36 protein-coding genes are annotated in these 23743 nt (G+C 37.3%); 35 read left to right on the top strand and 1 reads right to left on the bottom strand.

Going from position 1 to position 23743, the window contains the following annotated elements:
- Positions 1 to 89: 89 nt before the first annotated feature.
- Positions 90 to 1787, bottom strand: coding sequence for a POTRA domain-containing protein (locus K8344_RS08910; protein WP_237608361.1), 1698 nt, complete (start codon positions 1785 to 1787; stop codon positions 90 to 92).
- Positions 1788 to 2210: 423 nt separating this feature from the next.
- On the opposite strand from K8344_RS08910, the gene rpsL reads away from it, so the two are divergent.
- The 35 genes from rpsL to K8344_RS08735 all read left to right on the top strand — a co-directional run bounded on the left by rpsL (position 2211) and on the right by K8344_RS08735 (position 23720).
- Complete coding sequence (gene rpsL, locus K8344_RS08905; protein ID WP_073215344.1) at positions 2211 to 2585, top strand: 30S ribosomal protein S12; 375 nt, start codon at positions 2211 to 2213, stop codon at positions 2583 to 2585.
- An 81-nt stretch (positions 2586 to 2666) separates the two neighbouring features.
- Positions 2667 to 3143: a 30S ribosomal protein S7 gene (rpsG, locus tag K8344_RS08900; protein WP_139855411.1), complete on the top strand. Its 477-nt coding sequence runs from the start codon at positions 2667 to 2669 to the stop codon at positions 3141 to 3143.
- Between the two features lie 3 nt (positions 3144 to 3146).
- Positions 3147 to 5276 carry an elongation factor G gene (fusA, locus tag K8344_RS08895; protein ID WP_237608360.1) on the top strand — a complete coding sequence of 710 codons (2130 nt, stop codon included), beginning with the start codon at positions 3147 to 3149 and terminating at the stop codon, positions 5274 to 5276.
- An 11-nt stretch (positions 5277 to 5287) separates the two neighbouring features.
- Positions 5288 to 5593, top strand: a complete 306-nt coding sequence (gene rpsJ, locus K8344_RS08890) for a 30S ribosomal protein S10 (RefSeq protein WP_010181931.1) — start codon at positions 5288 to 5290, stop codon at positions 5591 to 5593.
- A 206-nt stretch (positions 5594 to 5799) separates the two neighbouring features.
- Complete coding sequence (gene rplC, locus K8344_RS08885; protein ID WP_139855409.1) at positions 5800 to 6411, top strand: 50S ribosomal protein L3; 612 nt, start codon at positions 5800 to 5802, stop codon at positions 6409 to 6411.
- Positions 6411 to 7040: a 50S ribosomal protein L4 gene (rplD, locus tag K8344_RS08880; RefSeq protein ID WP_139855408.1), complete on the top strand. Its 630-nt coding sequence runs from the start codon at positions 6411 to 6413 to the stop codon at positions 7038 to 7040. Before rplC ends, rplD begins: the two co-directional genes overlap by 1 nt.
- A 7-nt stretch (positions 7041 to 7047) precedes the next feature.
- Positions 7048 to 7338: a 50S ribosomal protein L23 gene (gene rplW / locus K8344_RS08875; protein WP_139855407.1), complete on the top strand. Its 291-nt coding sequence runs from the start codon at positions 7048 to 7050 to the stop codon at positions 7336 to 7338.
- Positions 7339 to 7364: 26 nt separating this feature from the next.
- Complete coding sequence (rplB, locus tag K8344_RS08870) at positions 7365 to 8189, top strand: 50S ribosomal protein L2 (protein ID WP_139855406.1); 825 nt, start codon at positions 7365 to 7367, stop codon at positions 8187 to 8189.
- Between the two features lie 3 nt (positions 8190 to 8192).
- A complete protein-coding gene (rpsS, locus tag K8344_RS08865) occupies positions 8193 to 8471 on the top strand; it encodes a 30S ribosomal protein S19 (protein WP_139855405.1) in 279 nt (92 codons plus the stop codon).
- Positions 8472 to 8477: 6 nt separating this feature from the next.
- A complete protein-coding gene (gene rplV, locus K8344_RS08860; protein ID WP_139855404.1) occupies positions 8478 to 8888 on the top strand; it encodes a 50S ribosomal protein L22 in 411 nt (136 codons plus the stop codon).
- A 4-nt stretch (positions 8889 to 8892) separates the two neighbouring features.
- Entirely contained in the window at positions 8893 to 9615 is a 723-nt protein-coding gene (gene rpsC / locus K8344_RS08855; protein WP_139855403.1) for a 30S ribosomal protein S3, read from the top strand.
- Positions 9616 to 9633: 18 nt separating this feature from the next.
- Complete coding sequence (gene rplP / locus K8344_RS08850; protein WP_237608359.1) at positions 9634 to 10053, top strand: 50S ribosomal protein L16; 420 nt, start codon at positions 9634 to 9636, stop codon at positions 10051 to 10053.
- 11 nt (positions 10054 to 10064) lie between these two features.
- Entirely contained in the window at positions 10065 to 10256 is a 192-nt protein-coding gene (gene rpmC, locus K8344_RS08845) for a 50S ribosomal protein L29 (protein ID WP_237608358.1), read from the top strand.
- A 15-nt stretch (positions 10257 to 10271) separates the two neighbouring features.
- Entirely contained in the window at positions 10272 to 10535 is a 264-nt protein-coding gene (gene rpsQ / locus K8344_RS08840; protein ID WP_139855401.1) for a 30S ribosomal protein S17, read from the top strand.
- A 2-nt stretch (positions 10536 to 10537) separates the two neighbouring features.
- Positions 10538 to 10906, top strand: a complete 369-nt coding sequence (rplN, locus tag K8344_RS08835; protein ID WP_045079247.1) for a 50S ribosomal protein L14 — start codon at positions 10538 to 10540, stop codon at positions 10904 to 10906.
- Between the two features lie 13 nt (positions 10907 to 10919).
- Positions 10920 to 11234: a 50S ribosomal protein L24 gene (gene rplX, locus K8344_RS08830; RefSeq protein ID WP_237608357.1), complete on the top strand. Its 315-nt coding sequence runs from the start codon at positions 10920 to 10922 to the stop codon at positions 11232 to 11234.
- 2 nt (positions 11235 to 11236) lie between these two features.
- A complete protein-coding gene (gene rplE, locus K8344_RS08825) occupies positions 11237 to 11788 on the top strand; it encodes a 50S ribosomal protein L5 (RefSeq protein ID WP_139855399.1) in 552 nt (183 codons plus the stop codon).
- A gap of 3 nt (positions 11789 to 11791) precedes the next feature.
- Positions 11792 to 12061 (top strand): 30S ribosomal protein S14, encoded by a 270-nt coding sequence (gene rpsN / locus K8344_RS08820; RefSeq protein ID WP_237608356.1) that lies wholly within the window; start codon positions 11792 to 11794, stop codon positions 12059 to 12061.
- 89 nt (positions 12062 to 12150) lie between these two features.
- The gene (rpsH, locus tag K8344_RS08815) at positions 12151 to 12552 is read left to right on the top strand and encodes a 30S ribosomal protein S8 (protein ID WP_139855397.1); all 402 of its coding nucleotides are present in this window, start codon (positions 12151 to 12153) and stop codon (positions 12550 to 12552) included.
- Positions 12553 to 12567: 15 nt separating this feature from the next.
- Positions 12568 to 13110 (top strand): 50S ribosomal protein L6, encoded by a 543-nt coding sequence (rplF, locus tag K8344_RS08810; RefSeq protein WP_237608355.1) that lies wholly within the window; start codon positions 12568 to 12570, stop codon positions 13108 to 13110.
- An 11-nt stretch (positions 13111 to 13121) separates the two neighbouring features.
- A complete protein-coding gene (gene rplR, locus K8344_RS08805; protein WP_237608354.1) occupies positions 13122 to 13478 on the top strand; it encodes a 50S ribosomal protein L18 in 357 nt (118 codons plus the stop codon).
- An 8-nt stretch (positions 13479 to 13486) separates the two neighbouring features.
- Positions 13487 to 14011 (top strand): 30S ribosomal protein S5, encoded by a 525-nt coding sequence (gene rpsE, locus K8344_RS08800; protein ID WP_139855394.1) that lies wholly within the window; start codon positions 13487 to 13489, stop codon positions 14009 to 14011.
- An 11-nt stretch (positions 14012 to 14022) separates the two neighbouring features.
- Complete coding sequence (rpmD, locus tag K8344_RS08795; protein WP_139855393.1) at positions 14023 to 14202, top strand: 50S ribosomal protein L30; 180 nt, start codon at positions 14023 to 14025, stop codon at positions 14200 to 14202.
- Between the two features lie 14 nt (positions 14203 to 14216).
- Positions 14217 to 14669, top strand: a complete 453-nt coding sequence (rplO, locus tag K8344_RS08790) for a 50S ribosomal protein L15 (RefSeq protein WP_139855392.1) — start codon at positions 14217 to 14219, stop codon at positions 14667 to 14669.
- Between the two features lie 12 nt (positions 14670 to 14681).
- Complete coding sequence (gene secY, locus K8344_RS08785) at positions 14682 to 16025, top strand: preprotein translocase subunit SecY (RefSeq protein WP_237608353.1); 1344 nt, start codon at positions 14682 to 14684, stop codon at positions 16023 to 16025.
- A gap of 104 nt (positions 16026 to 16129) precedes the next feature.
- Positions 16130 to 16345, top strand: coding sequence for a translation initiation factor IF-1 (gene infA / locus K8344_RS08780; protein ID WP_139855390.1), 216 nt, complete (start codon positions 16130 to 16132; stop codon positions 16343 to 16345).
- A gap of 48 nt (positions 16346 to 16393) precedes the next feature.
- Positions 16394 to 16510 (top strand): type B 50S ribosomal protein L36, encoded by a 117-nt coding sequence (ykgO, locus tag K8344_RS08775; RefSeq protein WP_009779203.1) that lies wholly within the window; start codon positions 16394 to 16396, stop codon positions 16508 to 16510.
- A 3-nt stretch (positions 16511 to 16513) separates the two neighbouring features.
- On the top strand, positions 16514 to 16888 hold the full coding sequence (gene rpsM, locus K8344_RS08770; protein ID WP_139855389.1) for a 30S ribosomal protein S13: 375 nt from the start codon (positions 16514 to 16516) through the stop codon (positions 16886 to 16888).
- A gap of 11 nt (positions 16889 to 16899) precedes the next feature.
- Positions 16900 to 17301, top strand: coding sequence for a 30S ribosomal protein S11 (gene rpsK, locus K8344_RS08765; protein WP_139855388.1), 402 nt, complete (start codon positions 16900 to 16902; stop codon positions 17299 to 17301).
- Positions 17302 to 17434: 133 nt separating this feature from the next.
- The gene (gene rpsD, locus K8344_RS08760) at positions 17435 to 18040 is read left to right on the top strand and encodes a 30S ribosomal protein S4 (RefSeq protein WP_237608352.1); all 606 of its coding nucleotides are present in this window, start codon (positions 17435 to 17437) and stop codon (positions 18038 to 18040) included.
- Between the two features lie 22 nt (positions 18041 to 18062).
- Entirely contained in the window at positions 18063 to 19055 is a 993-nt protein-coding gene (locus K8344_RS08755; RefSeq protein ID WP_139855386.1) for a DNA-directed RNA polymerase subunit alpha, read from the top strand.
- A gap of 143 nt (positions 19056 to 19198) precedes the next feature.
- Entirely contained in the window at positions 19199 to 19675 is a 477-nt protein-coding gene (gene rplQ / locus K8344_RS08750; protein WP_237608351.1) for a 50S ribosomal protein L17, read from the top strand.
- Positions 19676 to 19813: 138 nt separating this feature from the next.
- Positions 19814 to 20923 (top strand): glutamine-hydrolyzing carbamoyl-phosphate synthase small subunit, encoded by a 1110-nt coding sequence (gene carA / locus K8344_RS08745; RefSeq protein ID WP_237608350.1) that lies wholly within the window; start codon positions 19814 to 19816, stop codon positions 20921 to 20923.
- A 43-nt stretch (positions 20924 to 20966) separates the two neighbouring features.
- Positions 20967 to 22253, top strand: a complete 1287-nt coding sequence (gene eno, locus K8344_RS08740; protein WP_237608349.1) for a phosphopyruvate hydratase — start codon at positions 20967 to 20969, stop codon at positions 22251 to 22253.
- 180 nt (positions 22254 to 22433) lie between these two features.
- Complete coding sequence (locus tag K8344_RS08735; protein WP_237608348.1) at positions 22434 to 23720, top strand: citrate synthase; 1287 nt, start codon at positions 22434 to 22436, stop codon at positions 23718 to 23720.
- The last annotated feature ends 23 nt before the right edge of the window (positions 23721 to 23743 follow it).

The following is a 23743-nucleotide window of genomic DNA, read 5'->3' as shown; positions in this document are numbered from 1 at the left end:
AAATCACAATAAAAAGTTAATTACACAAGTATTTACTCCCAATTTTTAAGTTTCCTTTTTAAAGTGAATCCTTGTGTTATAAGGATTTATTAAAATTTTGACGAAACACTGATGTGAATCTTGGTATTTGAAAAATTAAATTCTTGGTTTTCGGTGTTGCCGTTTGCGATATTTAATTTGAATAAACCGGTGTTGGTGTTGATGCCAAGCCCAAATCCAAAGCTGTATAGATTTTGTTTTAAAGTAAGAGTTTGGTTTTCAAAATACCCTAAGTCTATTATGCTATGTACAAATACTTCTTCATTGAATTGATATCTATATTCGGTGTTAATAATTGAAAAGAATGATGCGTCTATGCTGTTTTCATTAAATCCCCGTATGCTATTTATGCCTCCAAAACGGAAAAGTTCATTTGTTAAATAGCTATCACTAATTAAGATGTTAGTAGCGTTTTGTATGAATATTGAGTTTTTAAAGTTTAGATTAAAAATGTTGCTGATAATTGCTTCAATACCTATTTGATCTTCATTGATGTTGTTCTTTTTTCGATTTCCAATTCCTCCTTCAAAACTGAATCTGCTTTTTATAGGGAAAAGCTTTTTGTTTTGAGTAGTTATGTAGGAAGCGCCAGCTGTAAAGAATTTAGATTTAAAATCTTCAACAGGATTGCCAGCAATTGCCTCGTCTAATAGATTGCTGGAGTCGTAGCTTTTGTATCCAATATATGTAGCCGACTTAGGGTTAATTTGATAAGTGGTGCGTACTTGTTGCTCCGACGTGATAAAAGTGCTGTCTCTTTTAAAAATTTTGAGCTCGCCGCTTAGGCCAAAAGGCGATTGGAACAAATACGGGAGGGTGAGCTTTGTTCTGAAGCTCACTTGTTCTTCTCCATCAGCTTTATAATTGATGAGTATTTGTTCGCCGTAATTCAAATTGTTGTTTAATTCAAGGTTTAAAAATCCATTGAAGTTAAGTTTCTGTGTTTTTTCATCTGTAGCAAAACCAAGTATGCCATCAAATAAGTTGTTGTTTTGCTTTTCTAGATAGAAATATACAGTTGTCGAGTCTTTTCTAAAAAGTGCCTCGGGTGATTTTGTGGATGATACAAAACCAAGGTTGTTTAAATTGTCGTTTTGCTTAAGAAGTTTTGCTTTGTCAAAAACTTTGCCCTTTTTAATCCCTGCATAGTGTTTTAAATATGAAACAGGGAATTGTTCATAACCTTTTACAATAATAGAGTCCACAGTTCTTATTTCCTTGTTGTCTACAAAAAGAGATGCTGAGAGTAAATTGTTATCTTCAATTTGGAATCCCGTAAGTCGTAAGCGCGCAAAAGCATTTCCTTTTTGATTCCGTATGGCGGTTAGTTTGTTTAGAGAACTTGTTATTGCTTCAAAATTTACCGTAAAATAGGAGTTTGTAATATTGTTTGAAATTCTTTGTAATTCTGTTCGGGTAAAATTTTTCTTGGAATAATAAATTTTTATTTCATTGTATTTTCGTCCCAGATAAAAAGCAGCCACATAGCTGCTGTCGTTTTTCTTGTTTATTTGAAGAAATTCACTTTCAATAAACCCCATTCGCTGAAGTTTCAGTGAAATAGTATCTGTCTCTCTTTCAATTTCTGAAAAGTTTTGGAACGTTTTTGGAATTTGTAACGAGTCAATAAGGTTTTGTGATATAGGTTTTTCAGTTTTTACAGAAAGTGTAAGCTCCTGGGCGTTTATTCCTAAGAACCAACAGGTATATATATTAAGGAGTAGAAATAGTGTGGTAGCTTGTTTCAAATTTTTAATCTAGTTTCTTTGTGTTTGAATAACTTTAGTTTTCTTTAGAAATTGTTATTTCTTTTATATCTGTATGTTGCTTTGTTGTACTACATATAAATAAGAATACTGCTAAGTGGGTATTTGTAGGCTTTACAATTAGGTAAGCAAAGTGTGTTTACTTATATTGAGTTTCTTTTTTTTATTGAATAACCTTAAACGTGATATGGTATTTAATTGTTGTTGAGTGATTTTAATAAGTTTAAGTTTGCATTCTTCAAAATTAAAGCTTCAACTTCCTATTTCGTCTCTTTTATGAAAAAAAATTGGAAGTATGCTGAAAATTAATTCAGTATGGTTTGATTAGTAAAAAATTTATTCTACATTTGCATCCCCTAAAAATAGGGGTGTTTTATTTTTAAACAGTAATAATACATATTTTATATGCCAACAATTTCACAATTAGTACGTAAAGGAAGAACCAGAATAACCAAGAAGAGTAAATCGGTTGCTTTGGATTCATGCCCACAACGTCGTGGTGTTTGTACGCGTGTATATACTACTACGCCTAAAAAACCTAACTCTGCAATGCGTAAAGTTGCAAGGGTAAGGCTTACAAATGGTAAAGAAGTTAACGCATACATCCCAGGCGAAGGTCATAATCTCCAAGAGCACTCGATAGTATTGGTTAGAGGTGGAAGGGTAAAAGATTTGCCAGGAGTTAGATACCACATTGTTCGTGGAGCTTTAGACACCGCAGGTGTTGCAGGCCGCACGCAACGTAGATCTAAGTATGGAGCAAAACGCCCAAAGAAGTAAAATGAAAACGGTTAATAGCTGATGCTTTATAGCTTAGGTTGTATAATTAGCATTGACGATTAACAATTAACAAAACAACAGATGAGAAAAAAACAGGCCAAAAAAAGACCCCTTTTACCAGATCCACGGTTTAACGACCAGTTGGTTACGCGTTTTGTAAACAACATGATGTGGGATGGAAAAAAGAGTGTGGCTTTTAAAGTTTTCTACGATGCAATTGATATTGTAGAAGAAAAAAAGCAAGACGACGAAAAAACTGCGTTAGAACTTTGGAAAGACGCTCTTTCTAATGTTATGCCTCACGTAGAGGTGCGTAGTCGTAGAGTTGGTGGGGCGACCTTCCAAATTCCTATGCAAATTCGTCCAGACCGTAAAATTGCAACAGCAATGAAATGGTTAATTACATATTCAAGAAAAAGAAACGAGAAATCTATGGCTGCTAAATTAGCTGCTGAGATTCTTGCTGCTGCAAAGGAGGAAGGAGCTGCGGTTAAAAAACGCATGGATACTCATAAAATGGCAGAAGCTAATAAGGCATTCTCACATTTCAGATTCTAAACAATGGGAAGAGATTTAAAATACACAAGAAATATCGGAATCGCCGCGCATATTGATGCCGGTAAAACAACAACTACAGAACGTATCCTTTTTTATACTGGGGTAAACCATAAGTTAGGAGAAACTCACGAAGGGTCTGCTACTATGGACTGGATGGAGCAAGAGCAAGAGCGTGGTATTACAATTACTTCTGCTGCTACTACTTGTAAGTGGAAATTTCCAATGGAAAATGCACAACCATTACCAGAAACTAAAGAATACCACTTTAATATAATCGATACTCCTGGTCACGTAGATTTTACCGTAGAGGTAAACCGTTCATTGCGTGTGCTAGATGGGTTGGTTTTCTTGTTTAGTGCTGTTGATGGTGTAGAGCCACAATCTGAAACAAACTGGAGACTTGCTGATAACTATAAGGTGCCTCGTATTGGGTTCGTTAATAAGATGGACCGTAATGGGTCTAACTTCTTAGGCGTGTGCCAGCAGGTTAAAGATATGTTAGGTTCTAATGCAGTGCCTATCGTATTGCCATTAGGTGAAGAGATTGATTTTAAAGGAATTGTTGATTTAGTGAAAAACCGTGCTATTGTTTGGCATGATGAAACATTCGGATCAACTTTCGACGTTGTTGAAATTCCTGAAGATATGAAAGAGGAAGTTCGTATGTACCGCGGTAAACTTATTGAAGAAGTTGCTGCTTACGACGAAAACCTTCTAGAAAAATATATGGAAGATGAAGATTCTATTACTGAGGATGAAGTGCATGCTGCTCTTCGTGCTGCTGTAATGGATATGAGCATTATTCCAATGATTTGTGGTTCTTCATTTAAAAATAAAGGAGTACAGTTCTTAATTGACGCTGTTTGTCGTTACTTGCCTTCTCCAATGGATAAAGAAGGTATTGTAGGGATTAATCCTGATACAGAAGAAGAAGAATTACGTAAGCCAAGTGTTGAGGATCCTTTCGCAGCACTTGCATTTAAGATTGCTACTGACCCATTCGTAGGTCGTTTAGCTTTCTTCCGCGCTTACTCTGGGCATTTAGATGCAGGGTCATATGTTTTAAATAACCGTACAGGTAATAAAGAACGTATATCTCGTATTTACCAAATGCACGCTAATAAGCAAAATGCTATCGATTTTATTGAAGCTGGAGATATTGGTGCAGGTGTTGGTTTTAAAGATATTAAAACTGGTGATACACTTACAGCCGAAAAGCATCCAATTATTTTGGAGAGTATGGACTTCCCAGACCCAGTAATCGGGGTTGCGGTAGAGCCAAAAACAAAAGCGGATGTTGATAAATTAGGTATGGCTTTATCTAAGCTTGCTGAAGAAGATCCAACATTCCAAGTTCGTACAGACGAAGCTTCTGGACAAACAATTATCTCTGGAATGGGTGAGCTTCACTTAGATGTAATCGTTGATCGTTTACGTCGCGAATTTAAAGTAGAAGTAAGTCAAGGTCAACCACAAGTTGAGTATAAAGAAGCTGTAACTAAAGTTGCAGACCATAGAGAAGTTTACAAGAAGCAATCTGGTGGTCGTGGTAAATTCGCAGATATTGTGTTTACCCTTGAGCCGGCTGAAGAAGGAAAGGTTGGTTTGGAATTCATTAACTCTATAAAAGGAGGAAATGTACCGAAAGAATTTATCCCAGCTGTAGAAAAAGGTTTCACTCAAGCAATGCTTAATGGTCCACTTGCGGGCTTCGAGGTTGATGCTATGAAAGTTACTTTAAAAGATGGTTCTTTCCACCCTGTGGATTCCGATGCACTTTCTTTTGAATTGGCAGCAAAAATTGGTTTCAAAGAAGTTGCTAAAAAAGCTGGAGCTGTAATTCTTGAGCCTATTATGAAGCTTGAGGTGCTTACACCTGAAGAAAACATGGGTGATATAGTTGGTGACCTTAACCGTCGTCGTGGAACAATCTCTAGTATGAGTGACCGTGCCGGTGCTAAAGTTGTCAAGGCTGAAGTGCCACTTTCTGAAATGTTTGGTTATGTAACTACATTAAGAACGTTATCATCAGGTCGTGCTACTTCAACAATGGAATTTTCACATTATGCTGAAACACCTTCTAATATATCAGAAAGTGTTATTGCAGCAGCAAGAGGAACCGCTAACGAATAATAATTTCAGCAATGAGTCAAAAAATTAGAATTAAACTAAAATCTTACGATCACAATTTGGTGGACAAATCTGCTGAAAAAATCGTAAAGACCGTAAAGAGTACTGGAGCTGTAGTAACAGGGCCAATCCCTTTACCAACACATAAAAAAATCTTTACTGTATTACGTTCTCCACACGTAAACAAGAAGAGTAGAGAGCAATTCCAATTAAGTTCTTACAAAAGGCTGTTGGATATCTACAGTTCTTCTTCAAAAACGATTGACGCTCTAATGAAGTTAGAGTTGCCAAGTGGTGTAGAAGTAGAGATTAAAGTGTAATTAAATTTCGAATTCAGATCGCTGAATTTAGAAACACTAAAATGTCCCGAGCTTGTTAGCGACGGAAAAACGGAAAACAAAGTAACATTCGGGATCGAATTTATTTTGATCCCTTTTGTTTTTCAAATAAATATAGTAAACAATCGAAGGAAGGATGTAGGAATCGACTTCTGCATGTGGAATTCATAATTTTTAATTTAATAAATATGTCTGGGTTAATTGGAAGAAAGATAGGGATGACCAGCATCTTTGACGAGAACGGAAAGAATATTCCGTGTACCGTTATTGAAGCAGGGCCCTGTGTTGTTACCCAAGTCAGAACCAAAGAGGTTGACGGGTACGAAGCTCTTCAACTTGGTTTCGATGACAAGAAGACTGCTACTAAAGCTGCTGAAGGGCACGCCAAAAAAGCAGGAACCGTTGCAAAACGCAAAGTCGCCGAATTCAAGTATTTTGAAGAAGATTACAAATTAGGTGACACACTTACTGTGGAACTTTTTACCGAAGGAGAGTACGTTGATGTAGTAGGTACATCTAAAGGTAAAGGTTTTCAAGGAGTTGTTAAGCGTCACGGTTTTGGCGGTGTAGGACAAGCTACACACGGTCAGCACAATCGTTTACGTGCGCCAGGTTCTATTGGAGCTGCATCATATCCTGCGAGAGTATTCAAAGGAATGCGTATGGCTGGACAAATGGGCAACGAAAGAGTAAAAGTAGAAAATTTAAGAGTTTTAAAAGTAGTTGCTGAAAAGAACTTACTTGTTGTTAAAGGAGCAATCCCAGGGCACAAAAACTCTTATGTAATGATTGAGAAATAATGAAGGTAGCTGTATTAGACATTAATGGAAAAGACACAGGTAGAAAAGTTGAACTTTCTGCAGATGTGTTCGGAATAGAGCCTAACAATCACGCAGTTTATCTTGATGTAAAGCAATACCTTGCAAATCAAAGACAAGGAACGCATAAATCAAAAGAACGCGCTGAGATCGCTGGTTCTACTAGAAAGATAAAGAAACAAAAAGGAACTGGTACTGCTCGTGCGGGTAGCATCAAGTCTGGTGTTTTTAAAGGTGGTGGTAGAATGTTTGGACCTCGTCCACGTAACTACTCATTCAAATTAAACAAAAACCTTAAGCGTTTAGCTCGTAAATCTGCCCTATCTATGAAGGCAAATAACAAAGCGATTTACGTTATGGAAGAGTTGAATTTTGATGCACCTAAGACAAAGAATTTTGTGTCGGTTTTAAAGAACTTAGGACTAGACGATAAAAAATCTTTATTTGTGTTGGGAGACTTAAATAATAATGTATATTTGTCCTCTCGCAATTTGAAGGGTACTGAAGTTGTAACTAGCTCACAATTAAGTACATATAAAATTATGAATGCAAACAGTTTAGTGCTGTTTGAAGGTTCTTTGGAAGGAATTGAAACAAACTTAAGTAAATAGAAGCAGGATGAACATCTTAATTAAACCTATAATTACGGAAAAAGCTACTAAAGATGCTGAAGACAATAATGTTTTTGGTTTCGTAGTGAACCCAAAGGCGAATAAGATAGAAATCAAGAAAGCGGTTGAGGCCACTTACGGAGTTTCTGTTGAAAAAGTTCGCACAATAAATGTCCGCCCTGATAGGAAGACCCGTTATACAAAAACAGGTGTCCAAACTGGTAAAACGAATGCTTATAAAAAAGCAATCGTACAGGTGGCGGAAGGTGATACAATAGATTTTTACAGTAACATCTAAGATAACTTAGATCTAATTAGACGAAAATGTCAGTAAGAAAATTAAAACCAATCACCCCAGGTCAGCGTTTTAGGGTTGTTAATGGTTTTGACGCCATTACAACCGATAAGCCGGAGAAGTCTTTACTTGCTCCGATTAAAAAATCTGGTGGTAGAAACAGTCAAGGAAAAATGACCATGCGCTACAAAGGTGGTGGTCACAAAAGAAGATATCGAATTATCGACTTCAAACGCAATAAAGCGGGAATTCCTGCTACAGTTGCTAGTATTGAATACGATCCAAACCGTACAGCGTTTATCGCGCTTTTAAACTACCAAGATGGTGAAAAGCGATATGTAATTGCGCAAAGCGGACTACAAGTTGGACAAAATATTGTTTCTGGTGACTCAGTTGCTCCAGAAATTGGAAACGCAATGCCACTTTCGGCAATCCCTTTAGGTACAGTTATTTCTTGCATCGAGCTTCGTCCAGGACAAGGCGCGGTAATGGCTAGAAGTGCAGGTACTTTCGCACAGCTTATGGCTCGTGAAGGTAAGTATGCAACTATTAAATTACCATCTGGTGAAACTAGATTGGTATTGGCTAATTGTTTAGCTACTATTGGAGCGGTTTCTAATCATGATCATCAATTGTTAGTATCAGGTAAAGCTGGTAGAAGCAGATGGTTAGGAAGAAGACCTCGTACAAGACCAGTTGTTATGAACCCTGTTGATCACCCAATGGGTGGTGGTGAAGGTAAAGCTTCAGGAGGACACCCACGTTCTAGAAATGGTATACCTGCAAAAGGTTACAGAACACGTACTAGAACGAAAGCAAGTAATAAATATATCTTAGAACGTAGAAAGAAATAAGTTATGGCAAGATCGTTAAAAAAAGGACCGTACGTTCATTATAAACTAGACAAGAAAGTTCAGCAAAATGTTGAAGGTAATAAGAAGACCGTTATCAAAACTTGGTCACGTGCTTCTATGATTACTCCAGATTTTGTTGGTCAAACCATTGCTGTTCATAACGGACGTCAATTTGTTCCTGTATATGTAACAGAAAACATGGTAGGGCACAAACTAGGAGAATTTTCACCTACAAGATCATTCCGTGGTCATGCAGGTGCTAAAAACAAAGGTAAAAAATAATAGGCCATGGGAGTTCGTAAAAGAGAAAGAGCAGAAGCAATCAAGGAGGCGAAGAAAACATTATACTTTGCTAAATTGAACAATTGCCCCACTTCACCAAGAAAGATGCGTTTAATGGCAGACTTGGTACGTGGTGAGAAAATAGATAAAGCACTTAACATATTGAGATTTAGTTCAAAAGAATCTTCTCGTAAATTAGAGAAGTTACTTTTATCTGCTATTGCAAACTGGCAGCAAAAGAACGAAGATGCTTCAATTGAAGACGCAGATCTTTTTGTTAAAGAAATCCGTGTGGATGGTGGTACGATGTTAAAAAGACTTCGTCCTGCACCACAAGGCCGTGCACACAGAATTAGAAAACGCTCCAACCACGTAACACTGGTATTGGCAGCTAACGATAACACACAAAGCAATTAATTAAATGGGACAGAAGACAAATCCAATCGGAAATCGCTTAGGTATCATTAGAGGTTGGGAATCCAACTGGTACGGAGGCAACGACTACGGCGATAAATTAGCCGAAGACGACAAGATCAGGAAATATATCCACGCTCGTTTAAGTAAAGCTAGTGTGAGTAGAGTAATTATTGAGCGTACGCTTAAGCTTGTAACCGTTACTATAACCACTGCCCGTCCTGGTATTATTATTGGGAAAGGTGGACAGGAAGTAGACAAGCTAAAAGAAGAGCTTAAAAAAATTACAGACAAAGAGGTACAGATCAACATTCATGAGATCAAAAGACCTGAATTAGACGCGTATTTGGTAGCTGCTAGTATTGCACGCCAAATTGAAAGCCGTATTTCATACCGTCGTGCAATTAAAATGGCTATTGCAGCAACAATGCGTATGAATGCAGAAGGTATTAAGGTTCAGATTTCAGGACGTTTGAATGGAGCGGAAATGGCTCGTTCAGAATCTTATAAAGAAGGTCGTATCCCATTGTCAACTTTTAGAGCCGATATTGACTACGCTTTAGTTGAGGCACACACTACTTATGGTAGATTGGGTGTTAAAGTATGGATTATGAAAGGCGAAGTATATGGAAAGCGAGAACTTTCTCCACTAGTTGGTCTTTCGACTGGCAAAAAAGGTGGTAAAGGTGCTCAAGGACGCGGTGGCAACAAAGCACGCCGTAGAAAGTAATTTTTTAAACAGAAGAAAATGTTACAACCTAAAAGAACAAAATACCGTAAACATCAAAAAGGCCGTATGAAAGGTGATGCCGGACGAGGTAATCAATTAGCATATGGTACCTTCGGTATAAAATCGTTGGAATCAGAATTTCTTACAGCTAGACAAATTGAAGCTGCTCGTATTGCTGCTACTCGTTTTATGAAAAGAGAGGGGTCTATCTGGATTATGATTTTCCCAGATAAGCCAATTACCAAAAAACCTCTTGAAGTACGTATGGGTAAAGGTAAGGGTGCTGTTGAATATTACGCTGCTGTAGTAAAACCAGGTAGAATACTTTTCGAAGTATCTGGTGTACCAATTGAAACAGCTAAAGAAGCATTGCGCCTTGCAGCACAAAAGCTTCCAGTAAAAACTAAATTTGTAATGTCTCGGGATTTCCAAGCATAATTTTTTGAAAGATGAAACAATCAGAAATTAAGAAAGCAACAACGGCAGAACTTCAGGAAACATTTGCTGAAACTAAAAAAGCCTATGTAGACCTAAAAATGGCTCACACCATTTCACCGTTGGAAAATCCAATTCAACTAAGATCTCAAAGAAGAGTGATAGCAAGAATAGCGACTGAACTAACTAATAGAGAAGTGCAATAATTGTACAGCTGAAAGATGGAAGAAATTAAAAGAAATTTAAGAAAAGAACGTATCGGTGTAGTAACCAGTAACAAAATGGATAAGTCTATTGTAGTTGCAGAGGTTAAGAAATTAAAGCACCCTATGTACGGAAAGTTCGTGACAAAGACGAAAAAATACGTTGCACACGACGAGACAAACAACTGCAATGAAGGTGATACAGTAAGGATCATGGAAACAAGACCTTTAAGTAAAACCAAATGTTGGAGATTAGTAGAAATAATTGAAAGAGCGAAGTAATTATGTTACAACAAGAATCAAGACTCAAAGTCGCAGATAATACCGGTGCTAAAGAAGTACTTTGCATCCGTGTATTAGGCGGTACAAAAAGAAGGTATGCTTCTATAGGTGATAAAATAGTAGTTTCAGTAAAAGAAGCTACTCCTAATGGAAACATTAAGAAAGGTGCAGTTTCTACAGCAGTAGTAGTACGTACTGTTAAGGAAATTAGAAGACCTGATGGTTCTTACATCCGTTTCGATGATAATGCATGTGTTTTATTAAACCCACAAGGTGAAATGAGAGGAACACGTGTATTTGGACCGGTAGCAAGAGAACTTCGCGACAAGCAATTTATGAAAATAGTATCATTGGCACCAGAGGTGCTTTAATATGAAAACTAAGATGACAAAGCTTAAAATAAAATCGGGAGATACAGTAGTAGTTACTGCCGGAGACCATAAAGGTTCAGAAGGTAAGGTAATGAAAACATTCCTTGACAAAAACAAAGCAATCGTAGAAGGAGTAAATATGGTTTCTAAACATGAGAAACCTAGCGCTGCTAACCCACAAGGTGGTATCGTTAAGAAAGAAGCTCCTATCCATATTTCAAACCTATCTCTAGTAGATCCAAAATCTGGAAAAGCTACAAGAGTAGGATATAAAATGGAAGATGGTAAAAAAGTACGGTTTTCAAAACAATCGAATCAAGCAATATAGTTATGGCATATTCACCAAGACTTAAAGACGAGTACAAAAGCAGAGTGATCAATGCTCTTACTGACGAATTTGGTTACACAAACGTCATGCAAGTACCAAAATTAGAGCGTATTGTTGTTTCCCGCGGAGTGGGTGCAGCAGTAGCTGATAAGAAACTTATTGACTATTCGGTTGATGAGTTTACTAAGATAACCGGGCAAAAAGCGGTTCCAACTATCTCTAAGAAAGACGTTGCAAACTTCAAATTACGTAAAGGTATGCCAATTGGTGTAAAAGTTACCTTACGTGGAGAGCGCATGTACGAATTTTTTGATAGATTGGTTACTTCAGCATTGCCTAGGGTACGTGACTTTAACGGAATTAAAGCAACAGGTTTTGACGGAAGAGGGAATTACTCTTTAGGAATTACCGAGCAAATTATCTTCCCTGAAATCGATATCGATAAAGTGAAGAAGATTGAAGGAATGAATATTACATTTGTTACTTCAGCTAAGACCGATAAGGAAGCGAAATCATTATTACAAGAATTAGGGTTACCCTTTAAAAAGAACTAAGAGATGGCTAAAGAATCAATGAAAGCCCGTGAGGTTAAGAGACAGAAAATGGTAGCAAAATATGCAGCCAAGCGCAAAGCTTTAAAAGAAGCTGGTGACTGGGAAGGTTTGCAAAAACTGCCTAAAAATGCCTCTCCAGTACGTTTACATAACCGTTGTAAACTTACAGGAAGACCAAGAGGGTATATGAGAACTTTTGGAATTTCACGTGTTACTTTCCGTGAATTGGCTAACCAAGGCCTTATTCCTGGTGTTCGTAAAGCATCTTGGTAAGAACATTAATTTGTTCCAAAACTTAATATAAATTGGTTGAAGGTTTGTTTCGATTAACGGGCAAAAACCACAACCGCAAATATCAATAAATGAATATAGATCCAATTTCAGATTATCTAACTAGGGTTAGAAATGCTGCAAAAGCCGGACATCGCGTAGTAGAGATTCCAGCGTCAAATCTTAAAAAGGAGATTACAAAAATCCTTTTTGATCAGGGTTACATATTGAGCTACAAATTTGATGACGAAAGTACTCCACAGGGTATCATCAAAATCGCTCTTAAATATGATAAGCTTACCAAAGAGCCAGTGATCAAGAAAATTCAAAGAATTAGTAAACCAGGTTTACGTAAATACGCAGGTTCAACAGAACTTCCACGTATTCTGAACGGATTAGGTATTGCTATTGTGTCAACTTCTTCAGGAGTTATGACAGGACAGCAAGCTAAAGCTCAGAATGTAGGAGGTGAAGTATTGTGTTACGTTTACTAAAAAATAGACAAAGAAATGTCAAGAATAGGTAAAAACCCGGTAGCAATCCCACAAGGAGTTACAGTTGATATTAAAGACAACGTAATTACCGTAAAAGGAAAATTAGGTGAGTTATCTCAGGAATACGCTGATATAACCATGAAAGTAGAAGATGACCACGTAATAGTGGAACGCCCTTCAGACTCTAAAGATCACACTGCAAGACACGGTCTATACAGAGCTTTAGTTAATAATATGATTGAGGGTGTTAGTAAAGGTTGGACTAAAGAATTAGAATTGGTTGGTGTGGGATACCGCGCGAGCAACCAAGGACAAAAATTAGATTTAGCTTTAGGTTTTTCACATAACATCGTTATGGATATCGCTCCAGAGGTAAAAGTGGAAACAGTATCTGATAAAGGTAAGAACCCGATTGTAAAACTAACTTCGCACGACAAGCAATTAGTTGGACAGGTAGCTGCAAAAATTCGTAGTTTCCGTAAGCCAGAACCTTACAAAGGAAAAGGTATCAAGTTTGTAGGTGAACAATTAAGAAGAAAAGCAGGTAAATCTGCATAACAAATAGAGTTATGGCATTATCAAAATACGAAAGAAGAGAGCGTTTGCGCATGCGAATCAGAAAAACGGTTGAGGGGACTGAAAGTCGTCCACGTTTGGCTGTTTACAGAAGCAACAAAGAAATATACGCTCAAATAATTGACGATGTAAATGGAAAAACCATTACCGCTGCATCTTCAAGAGATAAAGAGATAGACGCTTCAAAAGTAAATAAAGTTGAAGCTGCAAAAATGGTTGGGAAATTAATCGCAGAAAAAGCTGTTAAAGCTGGTGTTGAAACCATCGCTTTCGACAGAGGCGGTTACCTATACCACGGAAGAGTAAAATCATTAGCTGAAGGTGCACGAGAAGGTGGCCTTAAATTCTAAGTAAAATTATGTATCAAGATTATAAAAACGTAGAATTAGTAAAACCAGGAGGTCTTGACTTAAAAGACCGTTTGGTAGGTGTACAACGTGTAACCAAGGTGACCAAAGGTGGTCGTGCCTTCGGATTTTCAGCTATTGTAGTTGTTGGAGATGAGAAAGGAGTGGTTGGACAAGGTCTTGGGAAATCCAAAGACGTTGCTAGCGCAATAGCAAAAGCTATTGAAGATGCTAAGAAAAACTTAGTTCGTATTCCACTTAACAAAGTAACGCTTCCACACGAGCAAAAAGGTAAGTACGGTGGAGCTCGCGTAAACCTTATCCCAGCTGCGCCTGGTACAGGAGTTATCGCTGGTGGACCTGTGCGTGCGGTACTTGAAGCTGTTGGAGTACACGATGTATTGTCAAAATCTCAAGGATCATCAAACCCACATAACGTTGTTAAAGCAACTTTTGACGCGCTGTTGCAAATGCGTAGTGCTCAAACAATCGCTGACCAACGTGGGATTTCACTTGAAAAAGTATTCAAAGGATAAATATCAAAGCGATGGCAAAAATAAAAGTAACAAAGGTTAGAAGCGTAATTAATCGCCCAAAAGACCAAAAACAAACTATGGAAGCACTTGGCCTACGTAAAATAGGACAAACCATAGAACACGAAGATACGCCAAGCATACTTGGTATGATCAATAAAGTTAATCACTTAGTTTCAGTTGAAACTAAATAAGGAAACACGAAAAAATGGATTTAAGTAACTTACAACCCGCCGCAGGATCGGCGAAAAACAAAGGCAAGCGAGTAGGTCGCGGACAAGGTTCCGGAAAAGGTGGCACTGCTACCCGCGGACATAAAGGTGCAAAATCACGTTCAGGATATTCAAAGAAACTTGGATTTGAAGGTGGTCAGATGCCATTACAACGTCGTGTTCCTAAGTTTGGATTTACAAACATCAACCGTAAGGAGTATAAAGGTATCAATATCGATACTTTACAACAATTGGTTGACGACAAGAAAATAAAAGATGCCGTTGACTTTGAAACCTTATTTGGTTTAGGTCTTGCTGGAAAAAATGAAATGGTTAAGATTTTAGGTAGAGGAGAGATAAAAGCAAAACTGAAAGTATCTGCGCACAAGTTTACTGCCTCGGCAAAAGAAGCTATTGAAGCTGCCGGAGGTGAAGTAGTAATATTGTAACAAAAGATAGGGATGAAATTTATCGATACCTTAAAAAATGTTTGGAAAATAGAAGAGCTACGTAACCGCATCTTGCTTACGTTAGGAATGCTATTAGTGTACCGTTTTGGTGCGCAAGTAGTATTACCTGGAATAGATGCAGATATGTTGGCACAGTTCGCAGGTCAATTTGACACTGGCGGTATTGGTGGTTTACTAAACGCATTTACAGGAGGGGCTTTTGCCAACGCTTCTGTTTTTGCTTTAGGTATTATGCCTTATATTTCAGCTTCTATTGTAGTACAGTTAATGCAAATTGCTGTTCCATACCTACAAAAATTACAGAAAGAAGGAGAAAGTGGCCGTAAAAAAATCAATCAAATTACTAGATGGTTAACTATCGGTATATGTTTGGTTCAGGCGCCAAGTTACCTTGCAGGTCTTCCAGCAATGGGAGTGCCACCTGAAGCATTTGTAATGGGGCAAAGCCTTATGTTCTATGTTTCCTCTGTAATTATACTTGTAACAGGAACAATATTCGCTATGTGGTTAGGTGAGAAAATTACCGACAAAGGTGTTGGTAATGGTATTTCCATACTTATTATGGTGGGTATCATCGCAAATATGCCACAATCGTTTGCTCAAGAATTTGTTTCAAGAGTAATGGAATCAAACGGAGGTTTGATTATGATTCTTATTGAATTGGTTATTTGGTTTGTGATTATTCTATTATCAATTATGTTGGTAATGGCTGTTCGTAAAATACCAGTACAATATGCAAGAAGAACAGCGAGTGGCGGATATGAAAAGAATATTTTTGGTGCTCGTCAATTTATTCCATTAAAGCTAAATGCATCTGGAGTAATGCCAATCATCTTTGCGCAAGCAATTATGTTTGTGCCATCTGCAGTTGCTAGTTTATCTGATAGCGAGTTCGCTCAAGGTGTTCAAGCTACATTTAGTGATATATTTGGCCTTTGGTATAACGTAGTATTCGCAATCTTGATTATTATTTTCACATACTTCTACACTGCTATTACTGTTCCTACGAACAAAATGGCTGATGACTTAAAAAGAAGTGGTGGATTTATTCCAGGTATTAAGCCAGGAAGTCAAACTGCAGAATATCTAGATCGAATTATGTCTCAAATTACCTTTCCGGGTTCTATCTTCCTAGCACTTATTGCAATTTTCCCTGCATTCGTAGTTAAGTTGATGGGGATCCAACAAGGTTGGGCATTATTCTATGGTGGTACATCACTACTAATTATGGTAGGTGTGGCTATCGACACCATGCAACAAGTAAACTCCTACTTATTAAATCGTCATTACGATGGCTTAATGAAAACAGGAAAAAACAGAAAAGCGGTAGCTTAAATGTAATAGGGTGAACTATTTAAAGTGTAAGTATGAGATTTTAAAAAGTTTATTGTACTTTTGCACTCTTTAAAAATCACCTTTAATTTAAATTATAATAAAAAATGGCAAAACAAAACGCAATTGAGCAAGATGGGAGTATAGTTGAAGCGCTTTCAAATGCTATGTTTCGTGTTGAATTGGAAAATGGTCATATTGTAACCGCTCACATTTCTGGAAAAATGCGTATGCATTATATTAAATTGTTGCCTGGTGATAAAGTAAAGCTTGAAATGAGCCCTTACGATTTAACTAAGGCGAGAATAACATACAGATACTAAACAACGGACCTCACAGGTTCATTGAACAATAAATTAAATCAAAGAGAGATGAAAGTAAGAGCATCCGTAAAAAAGAGAAGTGCCGACTGCAAAATTGTACGCAGAAAAGGTAGATTATATGTAATTAACAAAAAGAACCCAAAGTTCAAACAAAGACAAGGATAAGTTATGGCAAGAATCGCAGGTGTAGATATCCCGAAGCACAAAAGGGGTGTAATCGCGTTAACGTATATCTTTGGAATCGGTAGAAGCCGTGCCCAAGATATTCTGAACAAAGCCGGAGTTGACGAAGATAAAAAAGTAAGTGAATGGAACGATGATGAAATCGGTGCTATTCGTGACGCTGTTGGATCGTTCAAAATCGAAGGTGAATTACGTAGTGAAGTTCAATTAAGCATTAAGCGCTTAATGGATATTGGTTGTTACAGAGGTATTCGTCACAGAACAGGTCTTCCATTAAGAGGACAACGTACTAAGAATAACTCTCGTACTAGAAAAGGAAAACGTAAAACTGTTGCTAACAAGAAAAAAGCAACTAAATAAAACCTAGAGTTATGGCAAAGACAACGTCTAAGACTACAAAACAAGTTAAAAAACGTAAAGTTAATGTTGAATCTGTTGGTGAGGCACATATTACAGCTTCTTTTAACAACATTATCGTATCGTTAACAAATAAGAATGGAGATGTTATCTCTTGGTCCTCAGCCGGTAAAATGGGTTTCCGTGGATCTAAGAAAAATACTCCTTACGCTGCTCAGTTGGCATCAGAAGATTGTGCAAAAGTTGCACATGACGCTGGTTTACGTAAAGTAAAAGTTTACGTAAAAGGTCCAGGAAACGGAAGAGAATCTGCAATAAGATCTATCCACAATGCAGGAATTGAAGTAACTGAAATTATCGATGTTACTCCAATGCCGCACAACGGATGCCGTCCTCCTAAGAGAAGAAGAGTTTAATATATAGTAAATATCAATCTGAAGGAATTTAAAAACTAAAGGATCGAGAGCTTGAGGTGCAATTTATTGCGCCTCCAAGTGTTCTCTATAAAAAGACCTTAATTTAGTTTTTCTTCAAAACCTTAAATTAAAAATGGCAAGATATACTGGTCCAAAAACTAAAATCGCCCGTAAATTCGGGGAAGCAATCTTCGGAGACGACAAATCTTTCGAAAAAAGAAATTACCCTCCAGGACAACATGGTAACACACGTCGTCGTGGAAAAAAATCTGAATACGCAATTCAACTTGCTGAAAAGCAAAAAACAAAATACACTTACGGTATTTTAGAGCGTCAGTTCAGAAATATGTTTAAGAAAGCAAACGCTGCTCCTGGAATTACAGGTCAGGTATTGCTTCAAATGTGTGAGTCTCGTTTAGACAATGTAGTGTACAGAATGGGAATTTCTCCTACACGTTCAGGTGCTAGACAACTTGTTTCTCACAGACACATCACTGTAAATGGTGAAAAAGTAAACATTCCATCTTACCAACTTAAGCCTGGAGATGTAGTGGCAGTTAGAGAGAAATCAAAATCTCTTTCAGCAATCAACGATTCATTGGCTAACGCAAGTCACGTTTATGAGTGGATCACTTGGAACGGAGAGAAAAAGGAAGGGACTTTCGTTTCTATTCCTGAGCGTATCCAAATTCCAGAAAACATCAACGAACAGTTGATTGTAGAATTATATTCTAAATAATAAAAAACACAGAAAGTCAATTATGGCAGTATTTAGTTTTCAGAAGCCTGATAAAGTTATAATGGTAAACTCTACCGATTTCGAAGGGAAATTTGAATTTCGTCCTTTGGAACCAGGTTATGGTCTTACCATTGGTAACGCATTAAGACGCGTATTACTATCCTCTTTGGAAGGATTCGCCATCACTTCGGTACGTATCGAAGGCGTGGATCACGAATTTTCTACCATTGCCGGAGTAGTGGAAGATGTTACCGAAATTATTTTGAACCTGAAACAAGTTCGTTTCAAAAGACAAATTGAAGAAATAGATAACGAAACAGTTACTATTTCAGTTTCTGGAAAAGATCAGTTAAAGGCTGGCGATTTCCAAAAATTTATTTCAGGTTTCCAAGTATTGAACCCAGATATGGTTCTTTGCAATATGGATAAGAAGGTAAACCTTAATTTCGAAATTACTATCGAAAAAGGCCGCGGTTATGTTCCTGCAGAAGAGAACAAAAAAGCCAATGCTCCTTTAGGAACTATCTTTACAGATTCTATCTACACTCCAATTAAAAATGTGAAGTACAGCATTGAAAACTTCCGTGTAGAGCAGAAAACAGATTACGAAAAATTGGTTTTCGAAATCCAAACAGACGGATCAATTCATCCAAAAGATGCATTAACTGAGGCTGCAAAAACATTAATCCACCACTTTATGTTGTTCAGCGATGAGCGCATAACATTAGAGGCTGATGAGATTGCACAAACTGAAACTTATGATGAGGAATCTCTTCATATGCGTCAGTTGCTAAAAACTAAATTAGTTGATATGGATCTTTCGGTTCGTGCACTAAACTGTTTAAAGGCTGCTGAAGTTGATACCTTGGGAGACCTTGTATCTTACAACAAGAATGACTTGATGAAGTTCCGTAACTTCGGTAAAAAATCACTTACAGAGCTTGAAGAGTTAGTGAGTGTTAAAGGCCTAAACTTCGGGATGGACCTTGCAAAATATAAATTAGATAAAGATTAGAACAGACTTGAGGCCTTAGACGTGAAATGTTAGATTTTAGTCTCATATCTCACGTCTATTATCTCAAATCTATAAAATTAACCCATCATAGTTTGCTCTCCGATGAACGGATTTTGTAGCAAGATGATGAAAACTAAAATGTCATGAGACACGGAAAAAAACACAATCACTTAGGAAGAAAAACCGCCCACAGGCACTCAATGTTGGCTAACATGGCAAGTTCTCTTATCGAACACAAGAGAATTAACACTACGGTTGCTAAAGCAAAAGCGCTTAAGCAATTTGTTGAGCCATTAGTAACTAAGTCTAAAGAAGATACTACTCATAATCGTCGTTTGGTTATGGCTAAATTGCGTCAAAAAGATGCAGTTGTAGAGCTTTTTAGAACTATTGCGCCAAAAGTAGGTGATCGTCCAGGAGGTTACACTCGTATTATTAAGTTGGGTAATCGTCTAGGTGATAATGCTGATATGGCAATGATAGAGCTAGTTGATTTCAACGAGATCTACAATGTTGGTAAAGCAACCAAGAAGAAATCTACTCGTAGAAGTCGTCGCGGAAGCGGTGCCGCAAAAGCTGCTCCAGCAAAAGCTACACAAGCTAAAAAAGAAGAAGAATAAATGATTTTTTATTCATAAAATAACAAAGGGATAAGCGTTTTCGTTTATCCCTTTTTTTTATACTATTTTTGCAAAGATTTTTGAGAAACCTAATAATTGTCACCCAGAGATTTTCGATGGGTTGAAAGCCTTCAAAAGATGAAATATCAAACACGAAAAAAAGCACTTATTTTATTAGCAGATGGAACTGTGTTCTACGGAAAAGCAGTTGGAAACAAAGAAGGCTCGGCCTTTGGCGAAGTATGTTTTAATACTGGTATGACGGGGTATCAAGAGATTTTTACAGACCCCTCGTATTTTGGTCAAATTATGGTAGCCACTAATGCTCACATCGGGAATTATGGTACTAATAAAGAAGAAGTAGAATCGGAAGGTGTTAAAATTGCTGGCTTGGTGGTGCGTAATTTTAGTTACCACTATTCACGTCCGGCAGCTGACGACTCGCTAGAAGAATTTATAAATAGAAATAATTTACTTGCTATTAGTGATGTAGATACTAGAGCTTTAGTAAATTACATACGAGATAACGGAGCGATGAATGCCGTAATTTCTACGGAAGTAGATAATATTGAAGGCTTAAAAAAGCAATTAGCCGATGTTCCAAATATGGATGGCTTAGAGTTAGCTTCGAAAGTTTCGACTAAAGAACCTTATTTCTACGGAGATGAGAATGCTAAGTATAAAGTTTCAGCTTTAGATCTTGGGATTAAAAAGAATATTTTAAGAATGCTTGCCGAGCGTGATTGTTATATTAAAGTATTCCCATACAATTCAAGTTTTGAAGATTTAGAAGCTTTTAAGCCAGATGGATACTTTATTTCAAATGGTCCTGGTGATCCAGAGCCGTTAAACAGTGCAATCGAAGTTGTAAAAACTATCCTAGATAAGGAGCTTCCAATGTTTGGAATTTGTTTAGGACATCAAATGTTAGCTCTAGCAAATGGAGTTTCTACTTATAAAATGCACAACGGTCATCGTGGTATTAACCACCCAGTAATGAATCTTATTACAGGTAAAGGTGAAATTACTTCTCAAAACCACGGTTTCGCAATCAACAGGGAAGAAGCCGAGGCTAATCCGAATATAGAAATAACACACGAACACTTAAACGATCATACCGCAGCTGGGATTCGTCTGAAAAACAAGCCTGCTTTTTCTGTGCAATATCATCCAGAAGCAAGTCCTGGACCACACGATGCGTCATACCTTTTTGATCAATTTATTGATATAATAGAAAAACACAAGTAGTATAGTACTTAACAATTAACAACTAACAATTAATAACATTGCAATGAGTATCATTATCGACATCAATGCTAGACAGATTTTCGATTCTAGAGGAAACCCTACTATAGAGGTTGACGTAATTACTGAAAATGGATATATGGGCCGTGCTGCTGTGCCATCAGGAGCTTCAACCGGGGAACACGAAGCTGTAGAACTTCGTGACGGTGGAAAAGACTACATGGGCAAAGGCGTTTTAAATGCCGTTGAAAATGTAAATGGAAAAATTGCAGGTACACTATTAGGTGTTTCTGTATTTGAACAAGGTCTTATAGACAAAACAATGATGGAGCTAGATGGTACTCCAAACAAAGGAAACCTTGGAGCCAATGCTATTTTAGGAGTTTCTTTGGCTTGTGCTAAAGCAGCGGCTAACGAATTGGGCCAGCCTTTATATAGATATGTTGGTGGAGTAAGTGCTAAAACACTTCCTGTGCCAATGATGAATATTATTAATGGTGGTTCTCATAGTGATGCACCAATTGCATTTCAGGAATTTATGATTATGCCGGTTAAGGCTAAAAATTTCGCTCATGCCATGCAAATGGGGTCAGAAATTTTCCATAACCTTAAAAAAGTTTTACACGATCGCGGTTTGAGTACTGCTGTTGGTGATGAAGGTGGTTTTGCGCCAACGCTGGACGGAACAGAAGATGCATTAGATACTATTGCCAAAGCTACTGAAAAAGCTGGTTACAAATTAGGGGATGATATAATGATAGCATTGGATTGTGCTGCGGCAGAATTTTATGTTGATGGTAAATACGATTACACCAAATTTGAAGGCGAAAAAGGAAAAGTACGTTCTTCTACAGAGCAAGCAGATTATTTAGCCGAATTATGTTCAAAATATCCAATTATTTCTATTGAAGATGGGATGGATGAGAACGATTGGGAAGGTTGGAAATATCTTACCGAAAAGGTTGGTGATAAAGTTCAGTTAGTAGGTGACGATTTATTTGTAACTAACGTCGAAAGACTTTCTAGAGGTATTTCAGAAAGTATTGCTAATTCAATTCTTATTAAGGTTAATCAGATTGGAACTTTAACCGAAACTATAGCGGCTGTAAATATGGCCCATAATGCAGGTTATACTTCGGTGATGAGTCATAGAAGCGGTGAAACAGAAGATAATACTATTGCGGATCTTGCGGTAGCACTAAACTGTGGACAAATAAAAACTGGTTCGGCCTCGCGTAGTGATAGAATGGCAAAATACAATCAATTGCTCAGAATAGAGGAGCAATTAGGTGAAGTTGCATACTTTCCACAGCAAAATGCCTTTAAAATTTAGATATTTATAAAGTAAATTAAAACCTCGTTTAAGACGAGGTTTTTTTATGTCTACAAAAATGATGTCTATACCCTGCATATTAAGGTTTTTTTAACCTAACTTAATGGGTAAAATTCAAAAAAATTGCTTGAAATTTTGTAATTTAGCGATTCTGAAAAAATTAAATATACACGATACTTTATGGCAAAGATGGCGACCCTCGAAATAGAAGGTAAAAAATATGAATTCCCAGTAGTGGAAGGAACTGAAAATGAAATTGGTATAGATGTAAAAACTCTAAGGAGCAGTACCGGTGGTGTTGTAACTTTAGATCCTGGATATAAAAATACGGGTGCTTGTGAAAGTGCTATTACATTTTTAGATGGTGAAAAAGGAGTGTTGCGTTACCGAGGTTATGCCATTGAAGAACTTGCTGAAAAAGCACACTTTTTAGAGGTATGCTATTTACTAATTTTTGGTGAATTGCCAACTGAAGTTCAGCTTAATAAATTTCATGAAGATATTAAAGCGCAGTCACACGTTGACGAAGATGTAAAAAGAATCTTGGATGGATTTCCAAAAGCTGCACACCCAATGGGCGTGTTGTCTTCTTTAACTTCAGCTTTAGTAGCTTTTAATCCATCGTCTGTCAATGTTGATAGTGAGGAGGACATGTATAAAGCTATAGTTAAGATTCTTGGTAAGTTCCCTGTGCTAACGGCTTGGACATACAGAAAACGTATGGGCCTTCCATTAGACTATGGTGGAGATACACTTGGTTATGTAGACAACTTTTTGAAGATGATGTTCAAAAAGCCAAGTGGAGACTACACTACTAACGAAATTGTTTTAAAAGCGTTAGATAAATTGTTGATTCTACACGCAGACCACGAGCAAAACTGCTCTACATCTACAGTGAGAATTGTTGGGTCTTCACACGCTGGATTATTTGTTTCCATCTCAGCTGGTATTGCAGCTTTATGGGGCCCACTTCACGGTGGTGCGAATCAAGCCGTTATTGAAATGCTTGAAGAAATAAAGGCAGACGGTGGAGATACTAAAAAATTCATGGCAAAAGCAAAAGATAAAAACGATCCGTTTAGATTAATGGGCTTTGGTCATAGAGTTTATAAAAATTTCGACCCACGTGCTAAAATCATAAAGAAAGCTGCGGATGATGTTTTAGAAAATCTTGGTATTCAAGATGATATTTTAGATATCGCTAAAGCATTAGAAAAAGAGGCTTTAGAAGATCCATATTTCGTAGAAAGAAAATTATATCCTAACGTTGACTTTTACTCAGGTATTATATACCGTGCCTTAGGAATTCCAGTTGAAATGTTCACGCCTATGTTTGCATTAGGTCGTTTACCAGGATGGATTGCGCAATGGAGAGAGATGCGTTTAAACAAGGAGCCAATTGGACGTCCACGCCAAATTTATATTGGCGAAAAATTACGCGAATTCAAAACGGTTGAAAAAAGATAAATATTATTTCTAATAAAATTAAA

Origin of the sequence: Aequorivita xiaoshiensis (assembly GCF_022008395.1) — a bacterium.
Classification (GTDB): Bacteria; Bacteroidota; Bacteroidia; order Flavobacteriales; family Flavobacteriaceae; genus Aequorivita; species Aequorivita xiaoshiensis.
The sequence above is the reverse complement of the archived record's forward strand: the minus strand, read 5'-3'. Positions and strand labels throughout refer to the sequence as shown.